We start from the raw sequence: 24,996 nt of genomic DNA on the forward strand, positions 1-24,996 counted from the left end.
GCTCATGCGCCCGACCCTAGGCGAGCGCACCGACATCCGTCAGGGGACGAGATCCGCCGGCCGGATCGTGGCCCGGACGGGCTCGGTCAGCTCCAGCGCGGAACCGGGCTTGGTCACCGACACCTCGCGGTAGTGCCGACCCTGCCGCCGGTGCAGGTGCAGCGTGCCGGTTTCCTGCTCCACCAGCAGGTACCACTCGATCCCCGCGGCGGCGTAGTAGTGCATCTTGAGCACCTTGTCGGTTGCCGCGTTGCCCGGTGAGATGACCTCACACACGAGCCGCACGTCCCGCGCCTCGATCATCGGCTGGTCGAAGTCGATCGGCTCGGTGACGACCAGGTCGGGAATCGGTATGCGGCCTGGCCGGAGCCGGACGTTCACCGTCTCCAGCAGTTCCAGGCCGACGTGCCCGGCCGCGGCCTCCAGCAGGTTGCCGAGGTTCCGCTGGATTCGTTGGTGCCGCGGGGTCGGTGCCGGTGTCACGTGCAGGCTCCCGTCGAAGAGTTCGACGCGTTGCCGCGTCTCGCCGAGGGCGAGGTACTCCTCTTCGGTCCACGGGCCGTCGTGGCCGAACACCGCCGCGGTCATCGTCGCCTCCACCTCGTGCCGACGGGAATCGTCCCTTCGTCGCCGGGACCATCGTCGCACCACAAGTGCGGCGACGAGGCGACGACGGCCAGTCGCGGGCGTGGATGTCCCAGGTGACGGGGGTGCGAGACGGAAACCCAGTCGTTACGCTCAGGCCGCTGACAGGCCGCTCGATGTAGCTTATTTTCGCCTCTGGGGATTTCCTGTAAGTTCTCTTCATCACCGAAGGGGAGGCGGTCAATGGGCAGGTCGGAGGCGGTGCCGTCCGGGGAGCCGGACCGCCCGGAGGTGCCGGAGCAGCGCTCCGGCGACGGGCCCTATCTCCAGGTCAGGGACCTGCGGGTGCGGTTCGACACCGAGGACGGTGTGGTGCGGGCCGTGGACGGTGTGTCGTTCGCTGTGGAGCGGGGTCGCACGCTGGGGATCGTGGGGGAGTCGGGTTCCGGTAAGAGCGTGACGTCGCTGGCGATCCTGGGTTTGCACAACGCGAAGCGGACGGTCATCTCGGGGGAGATCTCGGTGGGTGGGCGTCAGCTGGTGGGGTTGGGTGAGGAGGAGGTGCGGCGGCTGCGGGGCCGGGACATGGCGATGGTTTTCCAGGATCCGTTGTCGGCGTTGCATCCGTACTACTCGGTGGGTAGGCAGATCGCTGAGGCGTACCGGGTGCATCATCCGAGGGCCGGTCGGCGGGAGGCGCGGACGCGGGCGGTGGACATGTTGGGCCGGGTGGGTATTCCGCAGCCGGCGCGGCGGTTCGATCAGTATCCGCATGAGTTCTCGGGTGGGATGCGGCAGCGGGCGATGATCGCGATGGCGTTGGTGAATGATCCGGATCTGCTGATCGCGGATGAGCCGACGACGGCGTTGGATGTGACGGTGCAGGCGCAGATCCTGGATCTGCTTGCCGATTTGCAGGAGGAGTTCCGGTCGGCGATCGTGTTGATCACGCATGACCTGGGTGTGGTCAGTCAGGTGGCTGATGACGTGTTGGTGATGTATGCGGGCCGGGCGGTGGAGCACGGGAGTGTGGAGCGGGTGTTGCGGGCGCCGCAGCATCCGTACACGTGGGGGTTGTTGTCGAGTGTGCCGTCGTTGCACGGTGACGCGGACGCGGACCTGCTGCCGATTCCGGGTAACCCGCCCAGTCTGATCAACCTGCCGTCGGGGTGTGCGTTTCATCCGCGGTGCCGGTGGGCCGACGTGAACGGCGACCGGTCCCGCACCGAGGTGCCCGAGCTGCGGGAGGCCGGAGCGCCGGGTCACCTGGTCGCCTGCCATCTGTCGGCGGGGGATCGGGAGCGGATCTACCGCGACGAGGTAGCCCAGGTGGGGGTGGCCCGATGAGTGCTGACCGGGACACGACGGGCGCGGTCGACGGCCGGCGGGGTGAGGCCGTCCGTGCGGTGCCGGTCGGCGAGCCGCTGCTGTCGGTGCGGGGCCTGACCAAACACTTCCCCGTCCGGCAGGGCCTGCGCAGCACGGGTGCGGTGCGGGCGGTGGACGGGTTGGACTTCGACGTGCGGCCGGGCGAGACCCTCGGGCTGGTGGGGGAGTCGGGGTGTGGGAAGACCACGACCGGGCGGATGCTGGTCCGGCTGTTGGAGCCCACCGCCGGGTCGATCACCTTCGCGGGGCGGGACATCACCCACGCGGGGCGTGGTGAGCTGCGCGGGTTGCGGCAGGACCTGCAGATCATCTTCCAGGACCCGTACGCGTCGCTGAACCCCCGCCACACGGTGGGGCGGATCGTGGCGATGCCGTTGCAGGTCAACCGCATCACCCCACCCGGCGGCGTCAAGAAGCGGGTGCAGGAACTCCTGGAACTGGTCGGGTTGAATCCGGAGCACTACAACAGGTATCCGCACGAGTTCTCCGGCGGGCAACGCCAGCGCATCGGCATCGCCCGCGCCCTCGCCCTCAAACCCAAACTCATCGTCGCCGACGAACCCGTCTCCGCCCTCGACGTGTCGATCCAGGCGCAGGTCATCAACCTGCTACGCAGCCTGCAACGCGACCTCGACCTGGCGTTCGTGTTCATCGCCCACGACCTCGCCGTCGTGCGGCACTTCTGCCACCGCGTCGCCGTCATGTACCTCGGCAAGATCGTCGAGATCGGCGACCGCGACACCATCTACACGCGGCCACAGCACCCCTACACCCGGGCGCTGCTGTCCGCGATCCCCGACGTCACCACCCTCGGCCCCGCCGGACGGATCCGTCTCACCGGCGACGTGCCCACGCCACTCAACCCGCCGTCGGGCTGCCGCTTCCGCACCCGCTGCTGGAAAGCCACCGACCGGTGCGCCACCGAAGAACCGGCGCTGACCACCCGGGACGACGGCCGGCAGCTCGCCGCCTGCCACTACCCGGAGAGCGGACCGGTCGGCGTGCCGACCGGCGAACCCGTGGAGGTGTCCCAATGAGCCTGTCGCCGGTCGAGGGCGTCGCGCTCGCCGAGATCGAGTCGCCCGGCGAGGGCGACGAGAGCGGTAAGAAGGAGTTCGTCGGCCGGTCACCCGGCCAGCTCGCCCTCGCGCGGCTCAAGCGGGACCGCACCGCGCTGATCAGCGGCGGCCTGCTGGCGTTCTTCGTGCTCGTCGCGCTCGCCGTGCCGCTCATCGAGGCGCTGTACGGGGTAGGGCCGAAGGAGCAGTTCCAGAGCCGCCTCGACGGCTACGGCATGCCGTTGGGCTACGCCGGCGGCGTGACCGGTGAGCACTGGTTCGGCCTGGAACCCGGTCTCGGGCGGGACATCTTCATCCGGATGGTGCACGGGCTGCGGACGTCGCTGTTCATCGCGTTCGCGGCGGCCGTGCTGACCGCGGTGATCGGTGTGACGCTCGGGACGCTCGCCGGTTACCTGGGCGGCTGGCTGGACACGGTGATCAACTGGATCACCGACCTGACCCTGGCCATGCCGTTCCTGATCATCGCGCTGGCCCTGATGCCGACCGTCGCGCTGCGCTTCTACGGACAGCGCGAGGCCGTGCCGGCGTACTTCCAGATCGGTGTGCTCATCGCGATCTTCGCCCTGTTCGGCTGGACCGGTACGGCCCGGCTGGTGCGGGGTCAGATCATCGCGCTGCGCGAACGCGAGTTCGTGGAGGCGGCGCGGGCCAGCGGCGCGGGCCTCGGGCACATGCTGTTCCGCCAGTTGCTGCCGAACGCCTGGGCGCCGATCCTGGTCGCCTTCTCGCTGGCGGTGCCGCAGTACATCACCAGCGAGGCCGCGCTGTCGTTCATCGGCGTCGGCCTCACCGACGAGACGCCGAGCTTCGGCCGCATGATCTACCGCAGCCTCGACTACCTGCAGACCGACCCGGCGTACGTCTTCTTCCCGGGCATCACCATCTTCGCGCTCGTGTTCGCCTTCAACCTCTTCGGTGACGCGCTGCGCGACGCGCTCGACCCGAAGTCGTCCCGGTAGGAGGCCGGCCCATGACGCGATTCCTCATCCGCCGGCTGCTGTCCGCCGCGCTCACGCTGTTCGCGGTGAGCGTGCTCAGCTTCCTGATGTTCTTCGCGCTACCCCGCGACCCGGTCACCGGCATGTGCCCGAAGAACTGCAACCCGGAGCGACTGGAGCGGGTCCGCCAGGAGCTGGGCCTGCGTGACCCGCTGATCAGCCAGTACGCCGGCTACATGAAGGGCATCTTCACCGGCCGGGACCTGGGCAGCGCCCAGGGCGGCCGGTGCGACGCCCCCTGCCTCGGCTGGTCGTACGTGTCGAACGAGGCGGTCTCCGACACCATCGCCCGGGTGCTGCCGGTGACGCTGAGCATCGTCATCCCGGCGGCGATCCTCTGGCTGCTGCTCGGCGTCGGCCTGGGCATGCTCTCGGCGCTGCGCCGGGGCAGCTGGCTGGACCGGGCGGCGATCGGCTTCTCGCTCACCGGCGCCTCGTTGCAGCTCTACTTCGTCGGCGCGGTGCTGCTCATCGTCTTCGTCTACAACCTGCGCCTGCTGCCGGTGCCCAGCTACACCTCGTTGTTCGACAATCCGTTGAAGTGGACGAGCGGGCTGGTGCTGGCGTGGGTGGCGCTGGCGTTCCTCTTCTCCGCGATCTACGCGCGACTGTCCCGGGCGCAGATGCTGGAGACGCTCTCGGAGGACTTCGTCCGGACCGCGCGGGCGAAGGGCCTGGCCAAACGCAAGGTGTACGGCCGGCACGCGCTGCGAGCCGCGATCACACCGGTGGTGACGATCGCCGGTCTGGACGTGGGCGGAGCGCTGGGCGGCACGGTGATCACCGAGACGACATTCGGTCTTAACGGGATGGGGCGTACCGCTGTCGACGCGGTCCGCTCGGGCGACCTGCCGACGATCATGGCGACCGTGCTGATCGCGGCGGTCTTCGTGGTGCTGGCGAACGTGGTGGTGGACCTGCTCTACGCGGTGATCGACCCGCGGGTACGGCTCGGCTGAACCGCGACGAAATTTATCGACAACTGTTATCCAACTCGTAGCTTTTCTTCTTTACGATCCTCGGGACGTCGGCGGATGCGCTCGGCGCACGGGTGGAGGAGGTAGGACATGCGACCACGCGCAGCGGCCGCCGCTGGCGGCGCCATCGCACTGGTTGTGGCACTCGGTGCCTGCTCGGAGAACACGGGCGAAGGCACCAAGGTGGACGGCAACCGGCAGCAGACCGGGGTCATCGCGACCGACCCCAAGGACTCGCAGGGACCGGCCGCCGAGATCGACGGCGCGGCCAAGGGCGGGACGTTCACCATCATCCGGGAGACCCCCATCTCCCACCTGGACCCGCAGCGGACGTACTCGTTCGCCGGTCTGATGGCCAACCCGCTCTTCGCCCGCTACCTGACCACCTGGAAGGACGACGGCAAGGGTGGCCTGGTCCTCGTGGGTGACCTGGCCGAGACGCCGGGCAAGAACGTCAACAACGACTGCAAGGTCTGGGAATTCACCATCAAGGACGGGGTGAAGTTCGAGGACGGCAGCCCGATCACCTCGAAGGAGATCGCGTACGGCATCGCCCGCTCCTTCGACCCGGACCTCACCGGCGGCCCCACCTACATCCAGGAGTGGCTGGCCGACACCGCGCAGTACGACACCAAGTGGGACTTCAAGAAGAACAAGACGTCGCTGCCGCCGGGCCTGACCACGCCGGACGACAAGACGCTGCGCTTCGAGTTCGCCAAGCCGCGCTGCGACCTGCCGTTCGCGGTCTCGCTGCCCACCACGGCGCCGCTCAAGCCGGAGAAGGACACCGGGGTCAACCTGGACCAGAAGCCGTTCTCGTCCGGCCCGTACAAGATCGCGAAGAACCAGGTCGGGGTCCAGCTCACGCTCGACCGCAACCCGAACTGGGACGCGAAGACCGACCCGGTGCGGCACCAGTACCCGGACCAGTTCGTGTGGAGCTTCGGGCCGACCGCCGACGCCGCCAACAACCGGGTGATCGCGGACAACGGCGCCGACCAGAGCGCGCTGGCGTTCAACTCGGTGCCTGCCTCGCTCGTGGCCAAGGTCGCCGGTGACCCGGCGCTGAAGTCCCGCACGCTGCTGTCCCCGACCCCGAGCGCCAACCAGCTCGTGATCAACACCCAGCGGGTCAAGGACCTGAAGATCCGCCAGGCGCTCAACTACGCGATCGACCGCGAGGGCCTGGTCAAGGCGCTCGGCGGCCAGACCGTCGCGCAGCCGATCACCACGCTGATGCCGCCGTCGACCATCGGCTACAAGGCGTACGACGCGTACCCGGCCGGCGCAAACGGCAACGTGGAGAAGGCCAAGGAACTGCTCGGCGGCCAGACGCCCGAGCTGGTCCTCGGCGTCGCCGACAACACGACCGAGCAGGCGGAGGCGGTCCAGCTCAAGGGCAACCTGGAGCGCGCCGGCTTCAAGATCACCGTCCGGAACATCCCGGACGACGCGAAGCTGGACGAGGTCAAGAAGAAGAACAACCCCTGGGACCTGTACATCGGTAACTGGGCGGCGGACTGGCCGAGCGGCGCGTCGATCCTGCCGGTGCTCTACGACGGCCGGACCATCAAGGCCGAGGGCAACAGCAACCAGTCGTACTTCAACGACGACGCGATCAACGCCGAGATGGACCGGATCCTGGCGCTGCCGCCGTCCGAGCAGGGCCCGGAGTGGGGCAAGCTCGACGAGCGGATCATGAAGGAGCACGCTCCTGTGGTGCCGCTCTACGTGGACGTGGCGTACAACGTGCACGGCTCCAAGGCGGGCGGGGTGTTCATCTCCTCCGTGTTCGGCTACCCGAACTTCGTCAACGCGTACGTCAAGCAGTAGCCCGTAGGTGAAGGAAGGGCCCCTTGTTAACGCCTCGCGTTAACAAGGGGCCCTTCCTCTACCGCAGGCGTTAAAAGGGGGCCCTTCCTTACAAGTAGCGGCGGAGGAAGTCGAGCTCCAGCCGGAGCAGGCGCTCGGACACGCCGCCGGCGGCCAGGTGGCTCGCGCCGGTCAGCGGCAGCACCGCGTGCGGGCGGCCCGTCGCCAGCAGCGCCGCGGACAGCCGCAGCGTGTGCGCGGCCAGCACGTTGTCGTCGGCCAGGCCGTGCACCAGCAGCATCGGCCGGGCCTGCGCCGGATCGCCGAGCGGCTCTGCGGCCAGCTCGACCAGCGAGTGGTGGGCGTACACGTCCATCCCGTCGTCCGGCATGCCCAGGTAGCGCTCGCTGTACGCCGTGTCGTACAGCGCCCAGTCGGTGACCGGCGCGCCGACGATCGCGCACTTGAACAACTCCGGGTGCCGCAGCACCGCGAGCCCGGCCAGCCAGCCGCCGAACGACCAGCCGCGCACCGCCACCCGTCCCAGGTCCAGATCCGGGTGCTTGTCGGCGAGCGCGGTGAGCGCGTCCACCTGGTCGGTGAGGATCACGTCGGCGACCCGCCTGTGGATCGCCTTCTCGAACGACGGCGCGATGCCCGGCGTACCCCGGTTGTCGATGGTGACCACCGCGAAGCCCTGCTCGGCCCACCACTGCCGTTCCAGCCAGACGCTGCGTGCCGCGACCACCTCCTGGTGGCCGGGGCCGCCGTACACGTCCAGCAGCACCGGCAGCCGGGTGCCCTTGACGTGCTCGGCCGGGTAGAGCACCGCGCTGGGCAGCCGCCGGTCGGTCACCCGGACCATCGTCGGCCGCGGCGCGTACGAGCAGGTGGCGGCGAACGAGCGCAGTTCGCCGACCTCGCGGTCGCCGTGCCACACCCGCCAGCGGACGCCGGCGTGCTCCAGCGACGCGATGCCCACCGCCAGCGTCGACCCGCCGATCGAGGCGGTGTGCCAGCCGGGGTCGCTGCCCATCCGGCGGGCGTCCATGCCGCCGCCGATCGTGGTGCGCACCCGGTAGAGGTGACGCTGGCTCGGTTCGCCCTCGCTCGCCTCCACCAGCAGGTCGGCCGCCGCGTTCGGGCCGTTCGGCAGCCGCCCGACCACCCGCCGCACGTACAGCGACGGCGGGGTGAGCAGCGTGCCGTCGGCGAACAGGCAACGCGCGTCGTACCCGTCGTGGGCCAGCTCGCCGCCGACCAGCACCCGCCCGTCGGGCAGGTGCGCCGGGGTGCCGGGGATCGGCTCCACCCAGCGCGGGTCGGCCAGCTCGGCGTGCACCTGCGTCTCCCCGGTACGCGGGTCCACCGCGAGCACCAGGCCGTGCTGCTGCGAACGGCGCAGCACCGTGATCAGCGGCCCGCCCTCGGTCCAGTCCACCGAACTCAGGTACGGATAGGTCTCGCGGTCCCAGTGCACGTCGACCCAGCCGCCGTCGAGGTCGAGCAGGTGCAGGCTCACCTCCGCGTTCGGCCCACCCGCCACGGGGTACGCGAGCGACGTCGGCGGGCTCGCCGGGTCGGCCGGGTCGTGCAGGTACCAGCGTTCCAGGCGTGATTCGTCGACCCGGGCGGCGAGCACGCTGCGCCCGTCCGGCGCCCACCAGTAGCCCCGGTAGCGGTGGAACTCCTCGGCCGCGATGTGCTCGGCCAGACCCCAGGTGACGCCGCTGTCCTCGCCGGCGAGCAGGTTGTCCGTACCGTCCGGCTCCACCACCCGCAACTGACCCCGGCGCACCCCCTCGGCGGCGTCGGTGACGTACGCCAGCCGCTCACCGGCCGGGTCGGGCCGCGGGTCGATCACCGGCCCGATCGCTGCCACCTCGATCACGTCGCCGTGCACCAGGTCGGCCCGGAACAGCCGCCCGGCCAGCGCGAACGCGGCGACCCGGCCGGCCGAGTCCAGCGCGTACGAGCCGATGCCGCCGGAGCTGAGCCGCAACCGCTCGCGCAGCGCCCGTTCCCCGGGGGCGAGGCGGGCCGGCTCGGCGTCCGTGCCCAGCAGCACCGCCGGGTCCGCGACCAGTCGTTCCTCGCCGCTGTCGACGTCGAGCAGCCAGAGCGCGTCGGCCGGGTCCTCCGGTCCCGCGGAACGCAGGAAGATCACCCGGGCGCCGTCGCCCGCGACGGTGACGGCGCGCGGCGCCCCGTGGCTGAACCGACGGGTACGGGCGGCCAGCTCGGGAAAGTCCACGCCTGCAGAGTAGGCGGGCGCCGGAGGTGATGTGGCCGACCTGGGCGGACGCATCACCGTCGAGCGGGCAGGACCGCCGGTTAGAGTGACGGGCGTGACGACCCTGCCCGACCGACGCCTTCTGCTGGTCCACGCGCATCCCGACGACGAGTCGATCGGCACCGGCGCGACGATGGCGCACTACGCTGCCACCGGCGCCCACGTCACGCTCGTGACCTGCACGCTGGGCGAGGAGGGCGAGATCCACGTCCCGGCCCTGGCGCAGCTCTGCGCGGCCGAGGCGGACCAGCTCGGCGGCTACCGGATCGGCGAGCTGGCGGCCGCCTGCGCCGCGCTCGGCGTGACCGACCACCGGTTCCTCGGCGGTGCGGGCCGCTACCGTGACTCCGGCATGATGGGCCTGGCCACCAACGAGCACCCCCGGGCGTTCTGGCAGGCCGACCTGGACACCGCCGCCGGGTACCTGGTGGAGGTCATCCGCGAGGTCCGTCCCCAGGTTCTCGTCACGTACGACCCGGACGGCTTCTACGGCCACCCCGACCACATCCAGGCGCACCGGGTGGCGATGCGGGCGGTGGAGCTGGCCGCGGCCGAGGGGATCGCCCCGGCGAAGGTCTACTGGACGGCGATGCCGCGCAGCGTGCTCGACGCGGGCCTGGAGACGTTCACCGAGTCCTCGGACAATCCGTTCGCCGGCATCGAGAGCGCCGACGAGCTGCCGTTCGGCACGCCGGACGCGGAGATCGCCGCCCGGATCGACGGCACCGACCAGCACGCCGCGAAGGAGGCGGCGATGCGCGCCCACGCCACCCAGATCCCGGCGAACTCCTGGCTCTACTCGATCGCCGGCAACTTCGGCGGCGAGTTCATGGGCGTCGAGTACTTCACGCTCGCGGTCGGCGAGAAGGGGCCGGGCGCCGGCCCGTACGGCTGGGAGGACGACCTCTTCGCCGGCATCGCCCTGGACGGTACGCAGCGGTCCCCGGTCGCGGCGGCCGGTCTCCGGTGACGCTGCCGGCCGTACCCGTGTCGACCCTTCCCGAGCAGCCGCCGACGGCCGCGACGCCGAGCCCGGCGGAGCGGGTCCTCGACCGCGCGCTGCGGGTGGCCGGCGGCGTCGTGACGGTCTGGGCCGGCGTCCTGCTGGCGCTGCTCGACCTGATCTTCGCGACCTGGGCCTGGGAGACCGTGCAGGGCCGCTCCGGCGGGCTGCGGGCGCTTCTCGGTGTCGGCCTGGTGGCTGCCGGCGTCGTCGCGGTGGTGGCGACGACTGTGCTGCTGGGCCGGTTCGCCCACCGGTCGACGGGTACGCGCTGGGCGGTGGCGCTCGGCGCGCTGCCGTGGTTCCTGGTGATCGTGGTGGGTGGTTTCCGGACCGTCGAGGGCGATCTGGCGCTCGCCGGTGACAACGTGCTCGGCCTCGCGTTGATCGTGGCCGGCGCGGTCACGTTCGCGGTGCTGGGCTTCCGGCACCTGGTGACGCCGCCCGACGCACGGTGAGGTGCTGACGCCGCACAGCTCGCGGTGGTAGACATTCCTGCCAGGAGGCCCGCCGAGGGAGCGGGCGGTACGGCGGGAGGCGTGCGATGGGTCAGCGGTGGCGTGCGGTAGGCGTGCTGGCGGCCGCGTTGTTCGGGGTGAACGTGGTGGCCCGGCTGGTCATCAAACTCGCGTTCCCGGACGACGACACCGCCTCCGGCCGCGTCTCGCTCGCCATGTTCCTGGTCATCGGCCTGATCCTGGCGGGCACCGCGTTCCGGTGGGGCGCCGACCGGCCGCTGGGCCGCTGGGCCGGCGACCTGGCCGCCGCGGTCGCGGTCGCGCTGGCGCTCACCGTGTTCGTCGGTCCGCTGCTGGTCGGGGAGAACCCGTTCGGCGGCGGCGCGGGCCTGTTCTTCGCCCAGATCTGGCTCTATCTCGCGGCCACCGCGGCGGGCGTGCTGGTCGGCTACCTGATCCTGACCGCGCTGGGCCGGGACTACCGGTCCCGCCAGCTCAAGCGGTACGCCGAGATGAAGCGCACCCGGCCCCGCAGGATCGTCCGGCGCTGACCGGAGCGCCGCTCAGGCCGCCGGGGCGACCCGGGTCAGGTAGGTGTGGTGGGTGGTGAAGCCGAGCCCGCGGTAGAGCGCCACAGCGGCGCTGTTGCTCTGTTCGACCTGGAGGAACGCGTGGGTGGCGCCCTCGGCGGCGCCCCAGCCGGCCAGGGCGCGTACGACAGTGGCGGCGAGCCCTCGACGGCGTGCCTCCGGCACCGTCTCGAGCAGGCTGACGCCGAGCCAGCGGCCTGCGCCGGTCACCGTGCCCCGCCCGACCGCGAGCAGCCGGCCGTCCTCGCGCAGTTCGGCGAAGCGGACCCGGGGCGTCCCGGTGAGCACCTGCCGGGCGGCGTCCGGCAGCCCGCCCTTGCGGCCGGCGGCGATCACCAGCCAGTCGTCGGCGGGCGCGTCCGTCAGCGTCACCGGCGGCACATCGGCGGGGGCGTCGGCGGGGGCGTCGGTCGGCAGCGGGGTGGAGGTCGGCAGCGGAACAGCGGGCGGCACGGTCAGGGTGCGCAGCGGGACGGTCTGGACCAGCACCGGGGGCCGGGACGTCCAGCCGCGTGCGTCCAGCTCCGCGCCGACCGGGGCGGCCAGCGGCAGCGGGGTGTTCACCAGGGCGGACCCGCCGCGCTCGGCGTACCAGCGCTGCACCGCGTCCAGCGCGGCGGGCAGCGGGCGGTCCGGGTCGCCGACGGGTAGCGCGCTGTTCGCCCGCCCGGTCCAGCCGTCGGCCCAGCGCAGCCGCCAGTCGCCGAGCCGTCCGCGTACCGGTGCGGGCCACGCCTCGTCGGCGGCCAGCTCCAGCGCGACCACGGCGGCGGCGGTGGGCCGCCGGGCCGGTGGCACCCGCTTTGCCCGGTGCACCTCGGCCACCGGTACGCGCAGCGGCCCGGCGTCGGTGGACAGAGTGATGTGGGTCTCGCTCAGCTCCACGAGCTCGCCGAGCGCGTCGGAGAACAGCGTGCGGCCCTCGCGAATCCCCACAATCCGGCGGACCACGATCCGGTGTCCCACGTCCTGCTGTCGGAGCACGATCGACCCCCTCCCCGGCGAGATACTAGGCTCTTACCGTTGCGGTTGATCGCGACGAGTCTTGCGGAGGAGAAGACCGGTGACCTACATCATCGCCGAGCCGTGCGTGGATGTGCTCGACAAGGCATGCATCGAGGAGTGCCCGGTCGACTGCATCTACGAGGGCAACCGGATGCTCTACATCCACCCCGACGAGTGCGTCGACTGTGGTGCCTGTGAGCCGGTCTGCCCGGTGGAAGCGATCTTCTACGAGGACGACGTCCCGGAGCAGTGGAAGGACTACACCGGGGCCAACTACGAGTTCTTCGAGGACCTGGGCTCGCCCGGTGGCGCCTCGAAGATCGGCAAGGTGGAGAAGGACGCCACCTTCGTCGCCGCGCAGCCGCCGCGCGGCGAGGGCCACTGAACCGGCGTACGCCGGTCTCGGCACGGCTGCCCGACTTCACCTGGGACACCCTGGACGCCGCGGCCGCCACGGCCGCGGCGCACCCGGACGGTCTCATCAACCTGTCGATGGGCACGCCGGTCGACCCGGTGCCAGACCTGATCCGGCAGGCCCTGGCCGACGCGTCCAACGCACCGGGCTACCCGCTGACCGCCGGTACGCCCGCCCTGCGGAACGCGATCGCGGGCTGGGTCGCGCGGGCCTGCGGCGCGGGCGTCGACGGCCTGGGTGTGCTCCCGACGATCGGCTCCAAGGAGCTGGTGGCCGGGCTGCCCACCCTGCTCGGGCTCGGCCCCGGTGACGTGGTCGTGGTGCCGTCGGTGGCCTACCCGACCTACGAGGACGGGGCCCGGCTGGCCGGCGCGACGACGGTACGCACCGACTCGCTGACCGCGCTGGGCCCGGATCCCCGGGTCCGCCTGGTCTGGGTCAACTCGCCGGGCAACCCGACCGGCCGCGTGCTGCCCGCCGCCCACCTGCGCAAGGTGGTCGAGTGGGCGCGTGAGCGCGGTGCGGTGGTCGCCAGCGACGAGTGCTACCTGCCGCTGGGCTGGGACGCCGAGCCCGTCTCGGTGCTCTCGCCCGAGGTGTGCGGTGGCTCGTACGACAGTGTGCTGGCGGTGCACTCGCTGTCCAAGCGCTCCAACCTGGCCGGCTACCGGGCCGGGTTCGTCGCGGGCGATCCGGCGCTGGTGGCCGAGCTGCTCAAGATCCGTAAGCACGCGGGCCTGATCGTGCCCGCCCCGGTGCAGGCCGCCATGGTGGCCGCGCTCGGCGACCAGGAGCACGCCGACGCCCAGCGCGAGCGCTACCGCGTCCGGCGGGAGAAGCTGCGCGAGGCGTTCACCGCCGCGGGTTTCACAGTCGAGCACTCGGAGGCCGGGCTCTACCTCTGGCTCACCCGGGACGAGGACTGCTGGGAGACCGTGGACCGGCTGGCCCGCCGGGGCATCCTGGTGGCCGCCGGTGTCTTCTACGGCCCGGCCGGCGCCCGGCACGTCCGGGTGGCCCTCACCGAGTCCGACGAGCACGTGGACGCGGTGGCCGGGCGGCTCGCCGGGGCCTGACGTGGCGGGCGGGCTGGCGCGGGCAGCGGTGGTCGGCACCGGGCTGATCGGCGGTTCGGTGCTGCTGCGGCTGCGCGACGCCGGGCTCGACGTCGCCGGCTGGGATCCCGATCCGGCGGCCCGCCGGCAGGTACGCGACCGGGGCGTCGACGCGCCCGACACGGTCGAGGAGGCGGTCACCGGCCGGGACGTGGTGTTCCTCTGCGGCCCGCTGCCCACGCTGCCGACGACACTGGCCCGGGTCGCCGCCGTGACCGACGACGACTGCGTGCTCACCGACGTGGGCAGCGTCAAGGCCGAGGTGAGCACCGCCGCCACCGTTCAGGGGCTCGGGCACCGCTTCGTGCCGGGCCATCCGATGGCCGGCGCGGACCGGGCCGGCGCGGCCGCGGCCGGCCCGGACCTGCTCGACGGCGCCGCCTGGGTGCTCTGCCCGGGGCCGACCGGCCTGGGCGCGTTCCGGCGGCTGGCAGTGCTGCTGGTGGACGTCTTCCACGCCCGGGTGGTGCCCATGTCCGCCCCGGAGCACGACGGCGCCGCCGCGCTCGCCTCGCACGTACCGCACGTGCTGGCGGGCGCGCTGGCCGGCACCGTGCACCGGTCGGCGTTGCGGGACGCGGTGCTGACGCTCGCCGCCGGCAGCTTCTCCGACGGCACCCGGGTCGCCGGCGGGCCACCTGAGCGGACCGCGAACATGCTGCTCGGCAACCGGGACCGCGTGCTCGCCGAGCTGGACGCGCTCGGCGCGTTCCTGACCGAGCTGACCGAGGCGCTGCGCGCCGGCGACGCCGGTGCGCTGGCCGACCGGTTCGCCGAGGGGCGGGACGTCCGCTCCACGCTGCGGGCACGCGTGTTCAGCGCGCACCGGCGGGAGTTCCCGGCGGCCGCCGACCACGCGGGGGAGCTGGCGTACCTGCGGGAGCTGGGCGCGGCGGGCGGCCACCTGAGCGAGGTGCGGGAGGCGGCCGGCGCGGTCACCTACATGGGGCACCTGCCGGCCACCCCGCCGTTAGGCTGAGCGGCATGGCTGACGCACCGGTCGTGGCGGTACGCGGTGAGGCGTACCGGGAGGTGGCTCCCGAGCTGGCCCGGTTCACCGTGACAGCGGTGGCGCGCGACCGGGACCGGGAGACCACACTGACCCGGCTGGCCGAACGGGCCGCCGCGGTGCGCGCGTTGCTCGACGCGGCCGGGCCCGTGGTGGAGCGCCGGGAGACCGGCCAGGTCCACGTCTGGCCGGTGACGAAGCGCGCCGGCGAGCGGGTGGTGGCCTACCAGGGCAGCGTGAGCACCATAGTGACGACCACCGACTTCACCGCGCTCGGTGACCTGATGCTCCGCCTGGCCGACCAGGAGCAGGTCGAGGTGGCCGGGCCGGTGTGGTCGCTGCGTCCGGACAGCCCGGCCTACCGGGAGGCGCGGCAGGCCGCGATCGCCGACGCGCTGGTCCGGGCCCGGGAGTACGCCGAGGCGCTCGGCGCCCAGGTGATCGCGTTGCGCGAGCTGTCCGACACCGGGATGAGCGCCGGGCCGCCGATGATGATGGTCGGGGCGGCGTACTCGCGCTCCGGCGAGCCGGAGCGCGAGCTGGAGCTGGACCCGGCCCCGCAGCCGGTGCAGGCGGCGGTCGAGGCGCGGTTCACCATCAGCGAGCCGGTGCTGGGCTGATGCCACAGGCGGAGGTGCTCGGGCTCGACGAACTCGTCGCCCGGGCGCGGGCCCTGGCCGAGGACGGCCCGCGTCAGCTGCTCGGCATCGCGGGCGCGCCCGGCGCGGGCAAGTCCACGCTGGCGGAACGGATCGTGGCCGCGCTCGGCCCGGTCGCCCGGCTGGTCCCGATGGACGGGTTCCACCTGGCCGGGTCGGCGCTGGCGCGGCTCGGCCGGGCCGACCGCAAGGGCGCGCCGGACACGTTCGACGTCAACGGCTTCGTCTCCACGCTACGCCGGTTGCGCCGGGTGGAACCGACGTCGGTGTGGGCGCCGGAGTTCCGCCGCGACCTGGAGGAACCGGTCGCCGGGGCGATCGAGGTGCCGCCCGAGGTGCGCCTGGTGGTCACCGAGGGCAACTACCTGCTGCTGCGGGACGACCCGTGGGAGGAGGTGCGCACGCTCGTACACCAGATCTGGTTCCTGGACCTGGACGCGGAGCTGCGGCTGCGCCGGCTCACCGCGCGCCACGAGGCGTACGGGAAGTCGCCGGAGCAGGCCCGCGCGTGGGCGCGGGGCAGCGACGAGGAGAACGCCCGGCGGGTCACCGGCACGGCCGGACACGCCGACCTGGTGGTACGCCTGGCCGACCCGCCGCAGGCGTGACGCCGGGCCGGGGCGCCGGTCCGTCGCGGGCGGGAGGCCGGGCGAGGTCAGCCGGTCCGCTGCCGGGGTGACGGCACGGTGCGGCGCAGCAGCCGGGACACCACCGCCCGCTCGCGGGTGAACTCCACCGCCTCCGGGTAGCCGCTGTGGCTGCGGATGGGCGGGTCGGCCACCTCGCCCCCGGACGGGTGCAGCGCCTCCGGGTCGGCCACCGGCACGTCCCGCTGACCGGCGCTGACCTGCCAGCCCAGCGGGTCGGTGTCCCGCCAGAAGTTCGTCCAGGCCACGTGCCCGCCGGGCCAGGTGAGCGCGCCGGCCAGCGCCCGCAGCCGTTCCGGCCCGAAGTAGGACGGGAAGACCCGCCCGTAGAGCCGGGTGAGCTGACAGCCGTAGGAGAAGAACCAGGTCCGTCGCCGCCACCGGCGGGGCAGTTGCAGCAGCACCGCGGCGCAGATGACGGTGCCCTGGCTGTGCCCGGAGAGGATGACGCCGTCCATCCGGTCGCCGTGGTGCGGCGCCAGCGCCAGCAGCCCCGCCACCCGGGTCTGGAGTTCCGGTACGGCGCGTTCGGCGTAGCTGGGCGGCGCGAGCGGATGCGCGGCCCGGGGCCAGAACGTGCACACGTCCCAGATCACGCCGACCGAGCGGCGTACCGAGTCGGTGCGGTAGACGAGCAGCCCGAGCGCCGCCATCACCACCGGCAGCCAGCCGAGGAGCGTGTCGCCGCGCTCGGCGGTCCAGTGGATGGCGGTCTGCCAGCCGGACGGGGACAGCGGGCTGGGCCGTTCGCCGGACAGCGCGGCGGCGCAGCAGAGGGTGACCAGGATCGCGCAGAACGCGGCGTAGCAGCCCACGAGCCGCACGGCGTGCTCGCCGACCAGCCGGTGCAGTGCCCGGTAGGTGCTGACGTCGCGGCAGCGCCGCAGGTCGTGTGCGGACAGCCCGGGCGTGGCGGCCAGCCCGGCGTACTCGACCCGGCGCAGCCGGTGCAGCAGGACGACGGCCCGGATGAGCAGCGCGATCAGCGCGGCCAGGCCGATTGCGCAGGCCAGCCCGGCCCAGAAGACGGCCAGTGGCGGCACGACCCGGCTCGGGCCGCTCGGCTCGGCGGACGCGTCGAGCCGGTCGCTGACCCAGTAGAGCAGCCCGGCGCAGTACGCCACCGCCATCATCCAGCCGAACCCGGCGATGACCGCCGGGGCGCAGCCGTGCCAGGCGAGATCGGTGTACGCGCCGAGCGGCTGGGTCGGCACCGCCGGCCGCAGACGTGGCAGGAACAGTCCGGCGGCGGCCAGCGCGACGGCCGGGCCGACGAGCATCCAGGTGTGCAGCTCGTCCGGTGCGGCGGGCAGCACGGGCAGGCCGCGTTCGATCCAGGCCGCGCCGAGCGGCAGCAGCAGCATCCCGGTGGCGGGTCCGATCAGCGCCCGGCGGCCGGAGCGGTTCGCCGCGGCGATGGCGAGCAGCAACAGCACCTGGTACGCGACGAGCCAGGCGATCGCGGTGTCGTACCCGGGCAGTGACCGGTCGGCGCGACAGCCGGCGGTGTCCGGTTGCGCCGCGCACCCGTCCGGCGGCCGGTACGCCGACAGCGGCTGCCCGGCCGCCCCGTCGGGGAGCAGCAGCAGGACGAACGCCCCGACCAGTCCGAGCGCGGTGAGCGTCGCGACCGCCGCGCTCCACCGGCCGAGCGGCGTGGCGCCCTGCCGTCGGCTCAGCCAGGGCCGGGCGACCGCTACCACGGCGATCACCACCACGGCGGCGAGCAGCGCCACAGTGGGCCAGGCGACGGCGGCCCGTACGCCGCGCGGCGGATCCATGATCAGCACCGCGGCGACCGGTACGGCTGCGGCGCTGACGGCGCCGGTGCACAGGTGCAGCACGGCGGCCCGGCGCAGTTGCCCTTCCCCGTTCCAGAACGTCGGGTCCTGGAGCGGGTTCTGCGGGGGCTCGCGCGGGTTCGGTCGTTCGACCGGCTCACCATTCTCCCGGGCCGGCGCGTGGTGGTGCGGGTCGGCGGGCATCTGCGCCTCGTACTGGTAGGTGCGGAAGGCGACGAGCCCGATCGCGGCCAGCACGAGCAGCGGCAGCAGCAGCCCCAGCGCGAGCGCCCGGGTGCCCTCGCGCCACCAGGAGTCGCCGAGGAACTCCCACGGGCCGGGGAGCCGGCCGAGGCAGGCCGCGTCCACGCACTGCCAGCCGACCAGGTCCACTCCGACGCCGGTCACTGTGACGACGAGCGTGCAGGTCAGGCTCAGGCAGAACAGGCGGATCAACCAGGCGGTGATGCCGGACCGGCTGGCCCAGCGTTCCTGGTCCGGGTCGGGCGGGATGCCGGCGCGGGCGTGCAGCGCGACGTTCGCCAGCGCGAAAGGGAGCATCAGCGTCCACAGCGCCCGTTCCACGTCCCGCCGGGTCCGCGCGCCGGAGGTCAACTGCCCCCAGCTGTACGCCTCGACCGTGATCGGGTCGTCCCGGCCGGCGGTGCTGGACCGGTAGAAGCCGGTGGTCTGACCGCCGGCGACCAGTGTTGGTTGCGCACCGTCACCGTTGACACCGGCGGTCAGGCCGAGCAGCTGATCCGGCGGGGTGTTGGAGACCCCGTGCACCCGCAGTTCGAGGACCCGTTCCATTGTGCCTCCCGGTAAACGCACTACTACCCAGAGTGCGTGACCGGACGGGAATCCGCATCCGCTGGAACGGTTGTTCCCGCAGCTCAGGACGGTTGACCCAGGTTCCTGATCGGGCGAGCGGGGTTACCCACCGCCACCACGTTGGCCGGTAGGTCGCGGGTGACCACCGCGCCGGCGCCGACCACCGTGTTCTCGCCGATGGTCACCCCGGCCAGCACGATCACGCCCCCGCCGAGCCAGACGTTGTCACCGATGGTGATGGGCTGGGCCGACTCCCACTTGGCCCGGCGCGCTTCCGGCTCCACCGGGTGGGTGGCGGTGAGCAGCTGCACGTTCGGTCCGATCTGGACGTCCGCGCCGATGGTGATGCGGGCGACGTCGAGGAGGACCGCGTTGAAGTTGACGAAGGTGCGCGGGCCGATGTGCGTCTGGAAGCCGTAGTCGCAGTACAGCGGCGGCCGGACCCAGGCGTCGTCGCCGAGTGAGCCGAGCAGTTCGCGCAGCGCGGCGAGGCGGCCCGCCGGGTCGTCGGCGGAGCTGCGGTTGAAGCGTTCGCCGAGCCGGGCCGCGCGCTCCAGATCGGCGATGATCGCGGGGTCGTCGGCGATGTACTGCTCGCCGGCCAGCATCCGGTCCTTCATGGAGGTCATTGCTCGATCGTCCCGGCCCGCCCGGGACCGGGTCGGCGGTTCCGTCGGATCGGCGACTTCCCGATGCATACGCGGTATGCAATCCTGATACCCGCGTCGATGTGTCTCTCATCGATGAAACGTCCGACGAAGGAGGAAGGTTGCTCCGGAACCGCAGAAAGATGACGGCGCTCGGCCTCGGCCTGGCGCTGGCGCTCGGCCTGCCGGTGCCCGCGCTGGCCGCCGCGCCGACCGGCCCGTCCGCCCCTGCCGGCCCGTCCGCCCAGCCCGGCGCCGGCCCGGTCACCGTCACCCTGATCACCGGCGACCGGGTCACAGTCGCCTCGGGCGGCCGTGCCGCGGTACGCCCCGGCGCCGGCCGCGCCGGCATCCAGTTCCTGGTCGGGCGGGAGCGCGACCGGCTCACCGTGATGCCGCAGGACGCGCTCCCGCTGGTCCGCGCCGGCAAGCTCGACCGGCGCCTGTTCGACGTGAGCGGGCTGATCGAGGCCGGGTACGACGACGCGCGGCGCGGCAGCGTACCGCTGCTCGTGACGTACCGGCCGGGGGTGGCCCGGCGGACGGCGGCCCCGCTCGCCGGCGCGCGGGTGACCCGCGACCTGCCGGCGATCGCCGGCGCGGCCGTCGTCGCCGACAAGGGCGACACCGGCGCGCTCTGGAAGGCGGTGAGCGCCGACCGCTCCGGCGCCCGGCTCGACGCGGCGGGGGGTGTCGACCGGATCTGGCTCGACGGCCGGCGGCGGCTGACTCTCGACCACAGCGTGCCGCAGATCGGCGCGCCGACCGCCTGGGCCGCCGGCTGGACCGGTAAGGGCGTGCGGGTCGCGGTGCTCGACACCGGCGTCGACCTCAGCCACCCGGACCTGGCCGGCAAGGTCGCCGAGTCGCGCAACTTCACCGAGGAGGCGGACCCGGACGACATCGTCGGGCACGGCACGCACGTGGCCTCCACCATCGCGGGCAGCGGCGCCGCCTCGGGCGGGAAGTACCGGGGCGTGGCGCCGGACGCCACGCTGCTGTCCGGGAAGGTCTGTGAGGTCTACGGCTGCACCGAGTCGGCCATCCTGGCCGGCATGCAGTGGGCCGCGGCCGAGCAGCACGCCACTGTGGTCAACATGAGCCTCAGCGGCGGTGACACCCCGGAGGTGGACCCGCTGGAGGAGGCGGTCGGTACGCTCACCGAGCAGCACGGGACGCTGTTCGTGATCTCCGCCGGCAACGACGGCGCCGACGGTTCGGTCGGCTCGCCGGCCACCGCCGACGCCGCGCTCGCGGTCGGCGCTGTGGACCGGGACGACGTGCTCGCCGACTTCTCCAGCCGCGGGCCCCGGGTCGGCGACGGGGCGATCAAGCCGGACATCACCGCGCCGGGTGTGGAGATCGTGGCCGCGCGGGCCGCGCACGGCCAGATCGGCGACCCGGTGGGGGACCGGTACGCCTCGCTGTCCGGCACGTCGATGGCCGCCCCGCACGTGGCCGGCGCGGTCGCGCTGCTCGCCCAGCAGCACCCCGGCTGGACGCCCGAGCGCTACAAGGCGACGCTGATGGCCTCGGCGAAGCCGCACCCGGAGCAGACCGCGTTCCAGCAGGGTGCGGGCCGGGTCGACGTCGCCCGCGCGATCACCCAGCAGGTGACGAGCGAACCGGCGTCCGTCTCGTTCGGCGTGGCGGCCTGGCCGCACACCGACGACCAGCCGGTCAGCCGGACCGTCACCTACCGCAACGGCGGGACCGCCCCGCTCACGCTCGATCTGAGCACCGAGTTCACCGGACCGGGCGGGCGGACCGCGCCGGCCGGCATGCTCACCCTCAGCACCTCGCGGCTCACCGTTCCGGCGGGCGGCAGCGCCCAGGTGACAGTGGTGATCGACACCCGGCTCGGCGGCGCCGACGGCTACTGGACCGGCCGCCTGCTCGCCCGCGCCGGCGACGCGGCGGTGGTGACCCCGCTCGCTGTCGACCGCGAGGTGGAGAGCTACGACCTGACCGTGACCCACCGCAACCGCTCCGGCGCCCTGACCGACGGCTACTACACCGTCCTGCTCGGACTCGACGACGGCACCTACCGGGACGTCTACGGCGCCGGCGGCGAGACCCGGATCCGGGTGCCGAAGGGCCGGTACGGCGTACAGAGCCTGATCTTCGTCGACGGTGACCAGGGCTGGTCGGAGGTCTCCTTCCTCGCCCAGCCGGAACTGGTGGTGGCCGGGAACCAGCGGCTCGCGCTGGACGCCCGGCGGGCGAAGCCGATCCGCACCACGGTGCCGCAGCGCGGCGCGGCGCCACTGCTGATCGACCTCACAGCGGCCTGGGGATTCGGCGACTACTACAACAGCTTCGGGCTGTGGACCGACAGGTTCGAGGGCCTCTACTCGGCCCAGATCGGCCGTACCGTCTCCGACAAGGTCTTCGTCGGCGCGCTCGCCAGCCAGTGGGTCGAGCCGACAGCGCCCGAGCGCAGCCCGTACTTCTACGGCCTGAACGACCTGTTCCCGGGCCGGTTCCCGACCGGCTTCGTCCGGCACTACCGGCCGGCCGACCTGGCCACCGTCACGAACCGGTTCGCCGCCGGCTACGCCGGGATGGACAACGAACTGGTCGTCTACGCGGAGCGCGACTACAACATGGGCGGCTCGGCGATCGTCCTGTCCGTCCAGGTGCCGGGCAAGCGGATCGACCACCTCAGCGTCACCCGGACCCGCTGGAGCGCCGAGCTGGCCTTCGGTGAGCGGGCCGAGGAGGGCTGGCTGGAGCCGCGGGCGGCGCTGGAACGAGTGCCGACCCGCTACCGGGCCGGGCACAGCTACCGCGACGAGTGGAACAAGGCCCCGTTCGGCCCGTCGTTCCCGCAGCCGCAGTGGCCGGAGCAGGGCATCACGCGTACCGGCGACACCGTCATCGTCTCGCTGCCGGTGCACAGCGACGCGGCCGGGCACCCGGGCGGCTCGCTCAACGACACCGAGCACACCCGGCTCTACCGCAACGGCAAGCTGGTCGACGAGTCGCCCTACCCGGGTTACGGCGAGTTCACAGTGCCGCCGGGAACGGCGAACTACCGGCTGGAGACCAGTGCGACGCGCGGCTTCACCGACCTGAGCACCGAGGTCACGGCGAGCTGGACGTTCCGCTCCAAGCGGGTACCGGGCGACGTGCCGGCCCGGCTGCCGGCCATGGCGGTCCGGTTCACCCCGCCGCTGGCGGCGGACAGCTCGGCCCCGGCGGGCCGGACGTTCACCGTGCCGGTGACGGTGCAGCGTCAGCCCGGCGCGCCGTCCGGCCGGGTCGTGGCGCTCACCGTCGACGTCTCCTACGACGGTGGCAAGACCTGGCAGAAGGCGGCGCTGAAGAAGCAGGGCGGGGCGTGGACGGCCACCGTCCGGCACCCGGCCGGCCCGGGGTACGCGTCGCTGCGGGCCACCGCCCGTGACGACGCCGGAAACACCGTGACCCAGCGGATCATCCAGGCGTACCGCCTGCGGTGAGCCGGCCGTCCGGGTCCGCGCGGCGGTCGCCGTCGCGGACCCGGACGGGGGTACGGCTCAGTCGTTGGCGTGCAGCGCGGCGTTGAGCGCGATGCCCTGGCCGGTGCGGGGCTTCGCCTCCAGCGCGCCGGTCACCGAGTTGCGCCAGAACAGCAGCCCGTCGACGCCGGACAGCTCGCGGGCCTTGACCGTCCGGCCGTCCGGCAGGGTGATCTTCGAGGCGGCGGTGATGTAGCAGCCCGCCTCCACCACGCAGTCGTCGCCGAGCGTGATGCCGACACCGGCGTTCGCGCCGACCAGGCTCCGCTCACCGATGCGCACCTTCTCGGTCCCGCCGCCGGAGAGCGTGCCCATGATCGAGGCGCCGCCGCCGATGTCGGAACCGTCGCCGACAACCACACCCTGCACGATGCGGCCCTCGACCATCGAGGTGCCGAGCGTGCCGGCGTTGAAGTTGACGAAGCCCTCGTGCATCACGGTGGTGCCGGACGACAGGTACGCGCCCAGCCGGACCCGGTCCGCGTCCGCGATCCGCACCCCCGACGGCACCACGTAGTCGGTCATCCGGGGGAACTTGTCCACCCCGTACACGGACAGGTGGCGGCCGGCGGCCCGCTCGATGACACGCAGCTCGTCCACCCGCTCCGGCGGGCACGGCCCGGCCGACGTCCAGGCCACGTTCGCCAGCTTGCCGAAGATGCCGTCGAGGTTCAGCTCGTTTGGCCGCACCAGGCGGTGGGAGAGCAGGTGCAACCGCAGGTACGCGTCGGCGGCGTCCTTGATCGGGTCGTCCAGCGAGCCGATCACAGTGGTCACCTCGACAGTGCGCAACCCGGGCAGCGCCCGCTCCCCGATCGCGCCCGGAGGCAGGTCGAGCACGTCGGCCCGGTCCTCGCCGGGCACCAGAGGCAGCTCGCCCAGACCCAGCTTGCCGGTCGGGTACCAGGTGTCGAGCACCTGGTCCTGCGCGGTGACGGTGGCCAGGCCGATGCCCCAGGCGGATGGTGCGGACGTCACTGTGTCACCTCTCGTTCCGGCGGCGGCGTCCGCCGCTGCTCGCGGCCGGGGGCGCGGCACGTGTCCCTCGCGCCCACCGAGGATGACGGTACCGTGCGAGACATGCAGAACCCGTTGACCCCCGAGGTCCTGGCCGATCCGGTGGCGCTGACCCGCGCCCTGGTCGACATCGAGTCGGTATCCCTCAACGAGAAGGCCATCGCCGACTGCGTCGAGGAGGTGCTGCGCGGTGTGCCGCACCTGACCACCTACCGGCACTCGAACACCGTCATGGCCCGGACCGACCTGGGTCGGGCGCAGCGCGTGGTGCTCGCCGGCCATCTGGACACCGTTCCGCTCAACGGCAACTTCCCCTCGACCATGCGTGGCGACCTGATGTACGGCTGCGGCACCTCCGACATGAAGTCCGGGGTCGCCTTCGCGCTGCACCTGGCGGTGACGCTGCCCGACCCGCGCTACGACGTCACGTACTTCTTCTACGAGGCGGAGGAGATCGAGTCGAAGTACAACGGCCTCACCCTGGTCGCGCAGAGCCACCCCGAGTGGCTGGAGGCCGACTTCGCGGTGCTGCTGGAGCCGACGTACGGGATCGTCGAGGCGGGCTGCCAGGGCACCATGCGGGCGGTGGTCACCACGCACGGCGAGCGGGCCCACGCGGCGCGCTCCTGGCACGGCGTCAACGCCATCCACGGCGCGAGCGAGGTGCTGCGGCGGCTGACCACGTACGAGGCCCGCCGGGTGACGATCGAGGGCTGCGACTACCGCGAGGGTCTCAACGCGGTGCGGATCACCGGCGGGGTGGCCGGCAACGTCATCCCGGACCGCTGCGAGATCGAGATCAACTACCGGTACGCCCCGGACCGCGACCCGGCGGGCGCCGAGGCGCACCTGCGCGAGGTCTTCGCCGGCTTCGAGCTGGAGGTCACCGACGCGGCGGCCGGTGCGCCGCCCGGACTGGAGAGCCCGGCGGCGCAGGAGTTCCTGGCGGCGGTCGGTGCGGCGCCGATCGGCAAGCTGGGCTGGACGGACGTGGCGCGGTTCGCGGCCATGGGCATTCCGGCGCTGAACTTCGGCCCCGGCGACCCGAACCTGGCGCACCACAAGGACGAGCACGTCGAACTGACCAAGATCCGGGACGGCGCGGCGACGCTGCACCGCTGGCTGGCCCCGGCCTGACGCGCTGCGATCCCGGGGTCCGCGCCCGCCTCGCGGACCC

General features: G+C 72.7%; 21 protein-coding genes. 15 read left to right on the forward strand and 6 right to left on the reverse strand.

The genetic code is table 11. From position 1 onward, the window contains the following. Window positions 1-39: 39 nt before the first annotated feature. Entirely contained in the window at window positions 40-588 is a 549-nt protein-coding gene (locus ML5_RS14760) for a Uma2 family endonuclease (protein WP_013475228.1), read from the reverse strand. 240 nt (window positions 589-828) lie between these two features. Here ML5_RS14760 and ML5_RS14765 point away from each other — a divergent pair, with 240 nt between their 5' ends. The 5 genes from ML5_RS14765 (at window position 829) to ML5_RS14785 (ending at window position 6,864) form a co-directional block, all read left to right on the forward strand. Continuing rightward, entirely contained in the window at window positions 829-1,932 is a 1,104-nt protein-coding gene (locus ML5_RS14765) for an ABC transporter ATP-binding protein (protein WP_013475229.1), read from the forward strand. After that, entirely contained in the window at window positions 1,929-3,011 is a 1,083-nt protein-coding gene (locus tag ML5_RS14770) for an ABC transporter ATP-binding protein (protein WP_013475230.1), read from the forward strand. The genes ML5_RS14765 and ML5_RS14770 overlap by 4 nt, the downstream gene beginning before the upstream one ends. Next, entirely contained in the window at window positions 3,008-4,015 is a 1,008-nt protein-coding gene (locus ML5_RS14775; protein ID WP_013288443.1) for an ABC transporter permease, read from the forward strand. Before ML5_RS14770 ends, ML5_RS14775 begins: the two co-directional genes overlap by 4 nt. Window positions 4,016-4,026: 11 nt before the next feature. Further along, window positions 4,027-5,013, forward strand: a complete 987-nt coding sequence (locus ML5_RS14780) for an ABC transporter permease (protein ID WP_013288442.1) — start codon at window positions 4,027-4,029, stop codon at window positions 5,011-5,013. Window positions 5,014-5,121: 108 nt separating this feature from the next. Then, entirely contained in the window at window positions 5,122-6,864 is a 1,743-nt protein-coding gene (locus ML5_RS14785; protein WP_013288441.1) for an ABC transporter substrate-binding protein, read from the forward strand. A gap of 88 nt (window positions 6,865-6,952) precedes the next feature. Here ML5_RS14785 and ML5_RS14790 read toward each other — a convergent pair whose 3' ends face one another. Next, complete coding sequence (locus ML5_RS14790) at window positions 6,953-9,097, reverse strand: prolyl oligopeptidase family serine peptidase (RefSeq protein ID WP_013288440.1); 2,145 nt, start codon at window positions 9,095-9,097, stop codon at window positions 6,953-6,955. An 85-nt stretch (window positions 9,098-9,182) separates the two neighbouring features. Between ML5_RS14790 and mshB the strand changes: the two genes are divergently transcribed. From mshB to ML5_RS14805, 3 genes are all read left to right on the forward strand, one after another. Then, window positions 9,183-10,106: an N-acetyl-1-D-myo-inositol-2-amino-2-deoxy-alpha-D-glucopyranoside deacetylase gene (mshB, locus tag ML5_RS14795; protein ID WP_176739768.1), complete on the forward strand. Its 924-nt coding sequence runs from the start codon at window positions 9,183-9,185 to the stop codon at window positions 10,104-10,106. After that, a complete protein-coding gene (locus ML5_RS14800; RefSeq protein WP_013288438.1) occupies window positions 10,103-10,597 on the forward strand; it encodes a hypothetical protein in 495 nt (164 codons plus the stop codon). Before mshB ends, ML5_RS14800 begins: the two co-directional genes overlap by 4 nt. An 86-nt stretch (window positions 10,598-10,683) precedes the next feature. Further along, on the forward strand, window positions 10,684-11,148 hold the full coding sequence (locus ML5_RS14805; protein ID WP_013288437.1) for a hypothetical protein: 465 nt from the start codon (window positions 10,684-10,686) through the stop codon (window positions 11,146-11,148). A 12-nt stretch (window positions 11,149-11,160) separates the two neighbouring features. Here ML5_RS14805 and ML5_RS14810 read toward each other — a convergent pair whose 3' ends face one another. Further along, complete coding sequence (locus ML5_RS14810) at window positions 11,161-12,171, reverse strand: GNAT family N-acetyltransferase (protein ID WP_013475232.1); 1,011 nt, start codon at window positions 12,169-12,171, stop codon at window positions 11,161-11,163. A gap of 79 nt (window positions 12,172-12,250) precedes the next feature. Between ML5_RS14810 and fdxA the strand changes: the two genes are divergently transcribed. The 5 genes from fdxA to ML5_RS14835 are packed head-to-tail and all read left to right on the forward strand — an operon-like array spanning window position 12,251 to window position 15,998. Continuing rightward, window positions 12,251-12,577, forward strand: a complete 327-nt coding sequence (gene fdxA / locus ML5_RS14815; RefSeq protein ID WP_007464872.1) for a ferredoxin — start codon at window positions 12,251-12,253, stop codon at window positions 12,575-12,577. Beyond that, entirely contained in the window at window positions 12,574-13,683 is a 1,110-nt protein-coding gene (gene dapC, locus ML5_RS14820; RefSeq protein ID WP_013288435.1) for a succinyldiaminopimelate transaminase, read from the forward strand. The genes fdxA and dapC overlap by 4 nt, the downstream gene beginning before the upstream one ends. 1 nt (window position 13,684) lies before the next feature. After that, window positions 13,685-14,701: a prephenate dehydrogenase/arogenate dehydrogenase family protein gene (locus ML5_RS14825; protein WP_013288434.1), complete on the forward strand. Its 1,017-nt coding sequence runs from the start codon at window positions 13,685-13,687 to the stop codon at window positions 14,699-14,701. A 5-nt stretch (window positions 14,702-14,706) separates the two neighbouring features. Beyond that, window positions 14,707-15,351: an SIMPL domain-containing protein gene (locus tag ML5_RS14830; protein WP_013475233.1), complete on the forward strand. Its 645-nt coding sequence runs from the start codon at window positions 14,707-14,709 to the stop codon at window positions 15,349-15,351. Next, a complete protein-coding gene (locus ML5_RS14835; RefSeq protein WP_013475234.1) occupies window positions 15,351-15,998 on the forward strand; it encodes a nucleoside/nucleotide kinase family protein in 648 nt (215 codons plus the stop codon). The genes ML5_RS14830 and ML5_RS14835 overlap by 1 nt, the downstream gene beginning before the upstream one ends. A gap of 47 nt (window positions 15,999-16,045) precedes the next feature. On the opposite strand, the gene ML5_RS14840 is transcribed toward ML5_RS14835, so the two are convergent. Both ML5_RS14840 and ML5_RS14845 read right to left on the reverse strand, forming a co-directional pair. Further along, window positions 16,046-18,631, reverse strand: coding sequence for a hypothetical protein (locus ML5_RS14840; protein WP_013475235.1), 2,586 nt, complete (start codon window positions 18,629-18,631; stop codon window positions 16,046-16,048). Window positions 18,632-18,714: 83 nt separating this feature from the next. After that, window positions 18,715-19,281: a sugar O-acetyltransferase gene (locus ML5_RS14845; protein ID WP_013288430.1), complete on the reverse strand. Its 567-nt coding sequence runs from the start codon at window positions 19,279-19,281 to the stop codon at window positions 18,715-18,717. Window positions 19,282-19,421: 140 nt separating this feature from the next. Between ML5_RS14845 and ML5_RS14850 the strand changes: the two genes are divergently transcribed. After that, entirely contained in the window at window positions 19,422-22,763 is a 3,342-nt protein-coding gene (locus ML5_RS14850) for a S8 family serine peptidase (protein ID WP_013475236.1), read from the forward strand. A gap of 57 nt (window positions 22,764-22,820) precedes the next feature. Here the strand turns inward: ML5_RS14850 and dapD are convergent, their stop codons facing one another. Continuing rightward, a complete protein-coding gene (dapD, locus tag ML5_RS14855; RefSeq protein WP_013288428.1) occupies window positions 22,821-23,780 on the reverse strand; it encodes a 2,3,4,5-tetrahydropyridine-2,6-dicarboxylate N-succinyltransferase in 960 nt (319 codons plus the stop codon). Window positions 23,781-23,882: 102 nt separating this feature from the next. Here dapD and dapE point away from each other — a divergent pair, with 102 nt between their 5' ends. Next, complete coding sequence (gene dapE, locus ML5_RS14860) at window positions 23,883-24,956, forward strand: succinyl-diaminopimelate desuccinylase (RefSeq protein ID WP_030273854.1); 1,074 nt, start codon at window positions 23,883-23,885, stop codon at window positions 24,954-24,956. Window positions 24,957-24,996 lie beyond the last annotated feature (40 nt).

Origin of the sequence: Micromonospora sp. L5, from assembly GCF_000177655.2 — a bacterium.
In the GTDB taxonomy this organism is placed as follows: domain Bacteria; phylum Actinomycetota; class Actinomycetes; order Mycobacteriales; family Micromonosporaceae; genus Micromonospora; species Micromonospora aurantiaca.

What these genes read in the sequence shown, in the direction of transcription:
- dapE (WP_030273854.1), top strand. Translation starts at nt 23,883, where the DNA reads ATGCAGAACCCGTTGACCCCCGAGGTCCTGGCCGATCCGGTGGCGCTG.
- ML5_RS14845 (WP_013288430.1), bottom strand. Translation starts at nt 19,281, where the DNA reads ATGACCTCCATGAAGGACCGGATGCTGGCCGGCGAGCAGTACATCGCC.
- ML5_RS14770 (WP_013475230.1), top strand. Translation starts at nt 1,929, where the DNA reads ATGAGTGCTGACCGGGACACGACGGGCGCGGTCGACGGCCGGCGGGGT.
- ML5_RS14775 (WP_013288443.1), top strand. Translation starts at nt 3,008, where the DNA reads ATGAGCCTGTCGCCGGTCGAGGGCGTCGCGCTCGCCGAGATCGAGTCG.
- ML5_RS14830 (WP_013475233.1), top strand. Translation starts at nt 14,707, where the DNA reads ATGGCTGACGCACCGGTCGTGGCGGTACGCGGTGAGGCGTACCGGGAG.
- ML5_RS14835 (WP_013475234.1), top strand. Translation starts at nt 15,351, where the DNA reads ATGCCACAGGCGGAGGTGCTCGGGCTCGACGAACTCGTCGCCCGGGCG.
- ML5_RS14760 (WP_013475228.1), bottom strand. Translation starts at nt 588, where the DNA reads ATGACCGCGGCGGTGTTCGGCCACGACGGCCCGTGGACCGAAGAGGAG.
- ML5_RS14765 (WP_013475229.1), top strand. Translation starts at nt 829, where the DNA reads ATGGGCAGGTCGGAGGCGGTGCCGTCCGGGGAGCCGGACCGCCCGGAG.
- ML5_RS14785 (WP_013288441.1), top strand. Translation starts at nt 5,122, where the DNA reads ATGCGACCACGCGCAGCGGCCGCCGCTGGCGGCGCCATCGCACTGGTT.
- ML5_RS14840 (WP_013475235.1), bottom strand. Translation starts at nt 18,631, where the DNA reads ATGGAACGGGTCCTCGAACTGCGGGTGCACGGGGTCTCCAACACCCCG.
- ML5_RS14780 (WP_013288442.1), top strand. Translation starts at nt 4,027, where the DNA reads ATGACGCGATTCCTCATCCGCCGGCTGCTGTCCGCCGCGCTCACGCTG.
- ML5_RS14805 (WP_013288437.1), top strand. Translation starts at nt 10,684, where the DNA reads ATGGGTCAGCGGTGGCGTGCGGTAGGCGTGCTGGCGGCCGCGTTGTTC.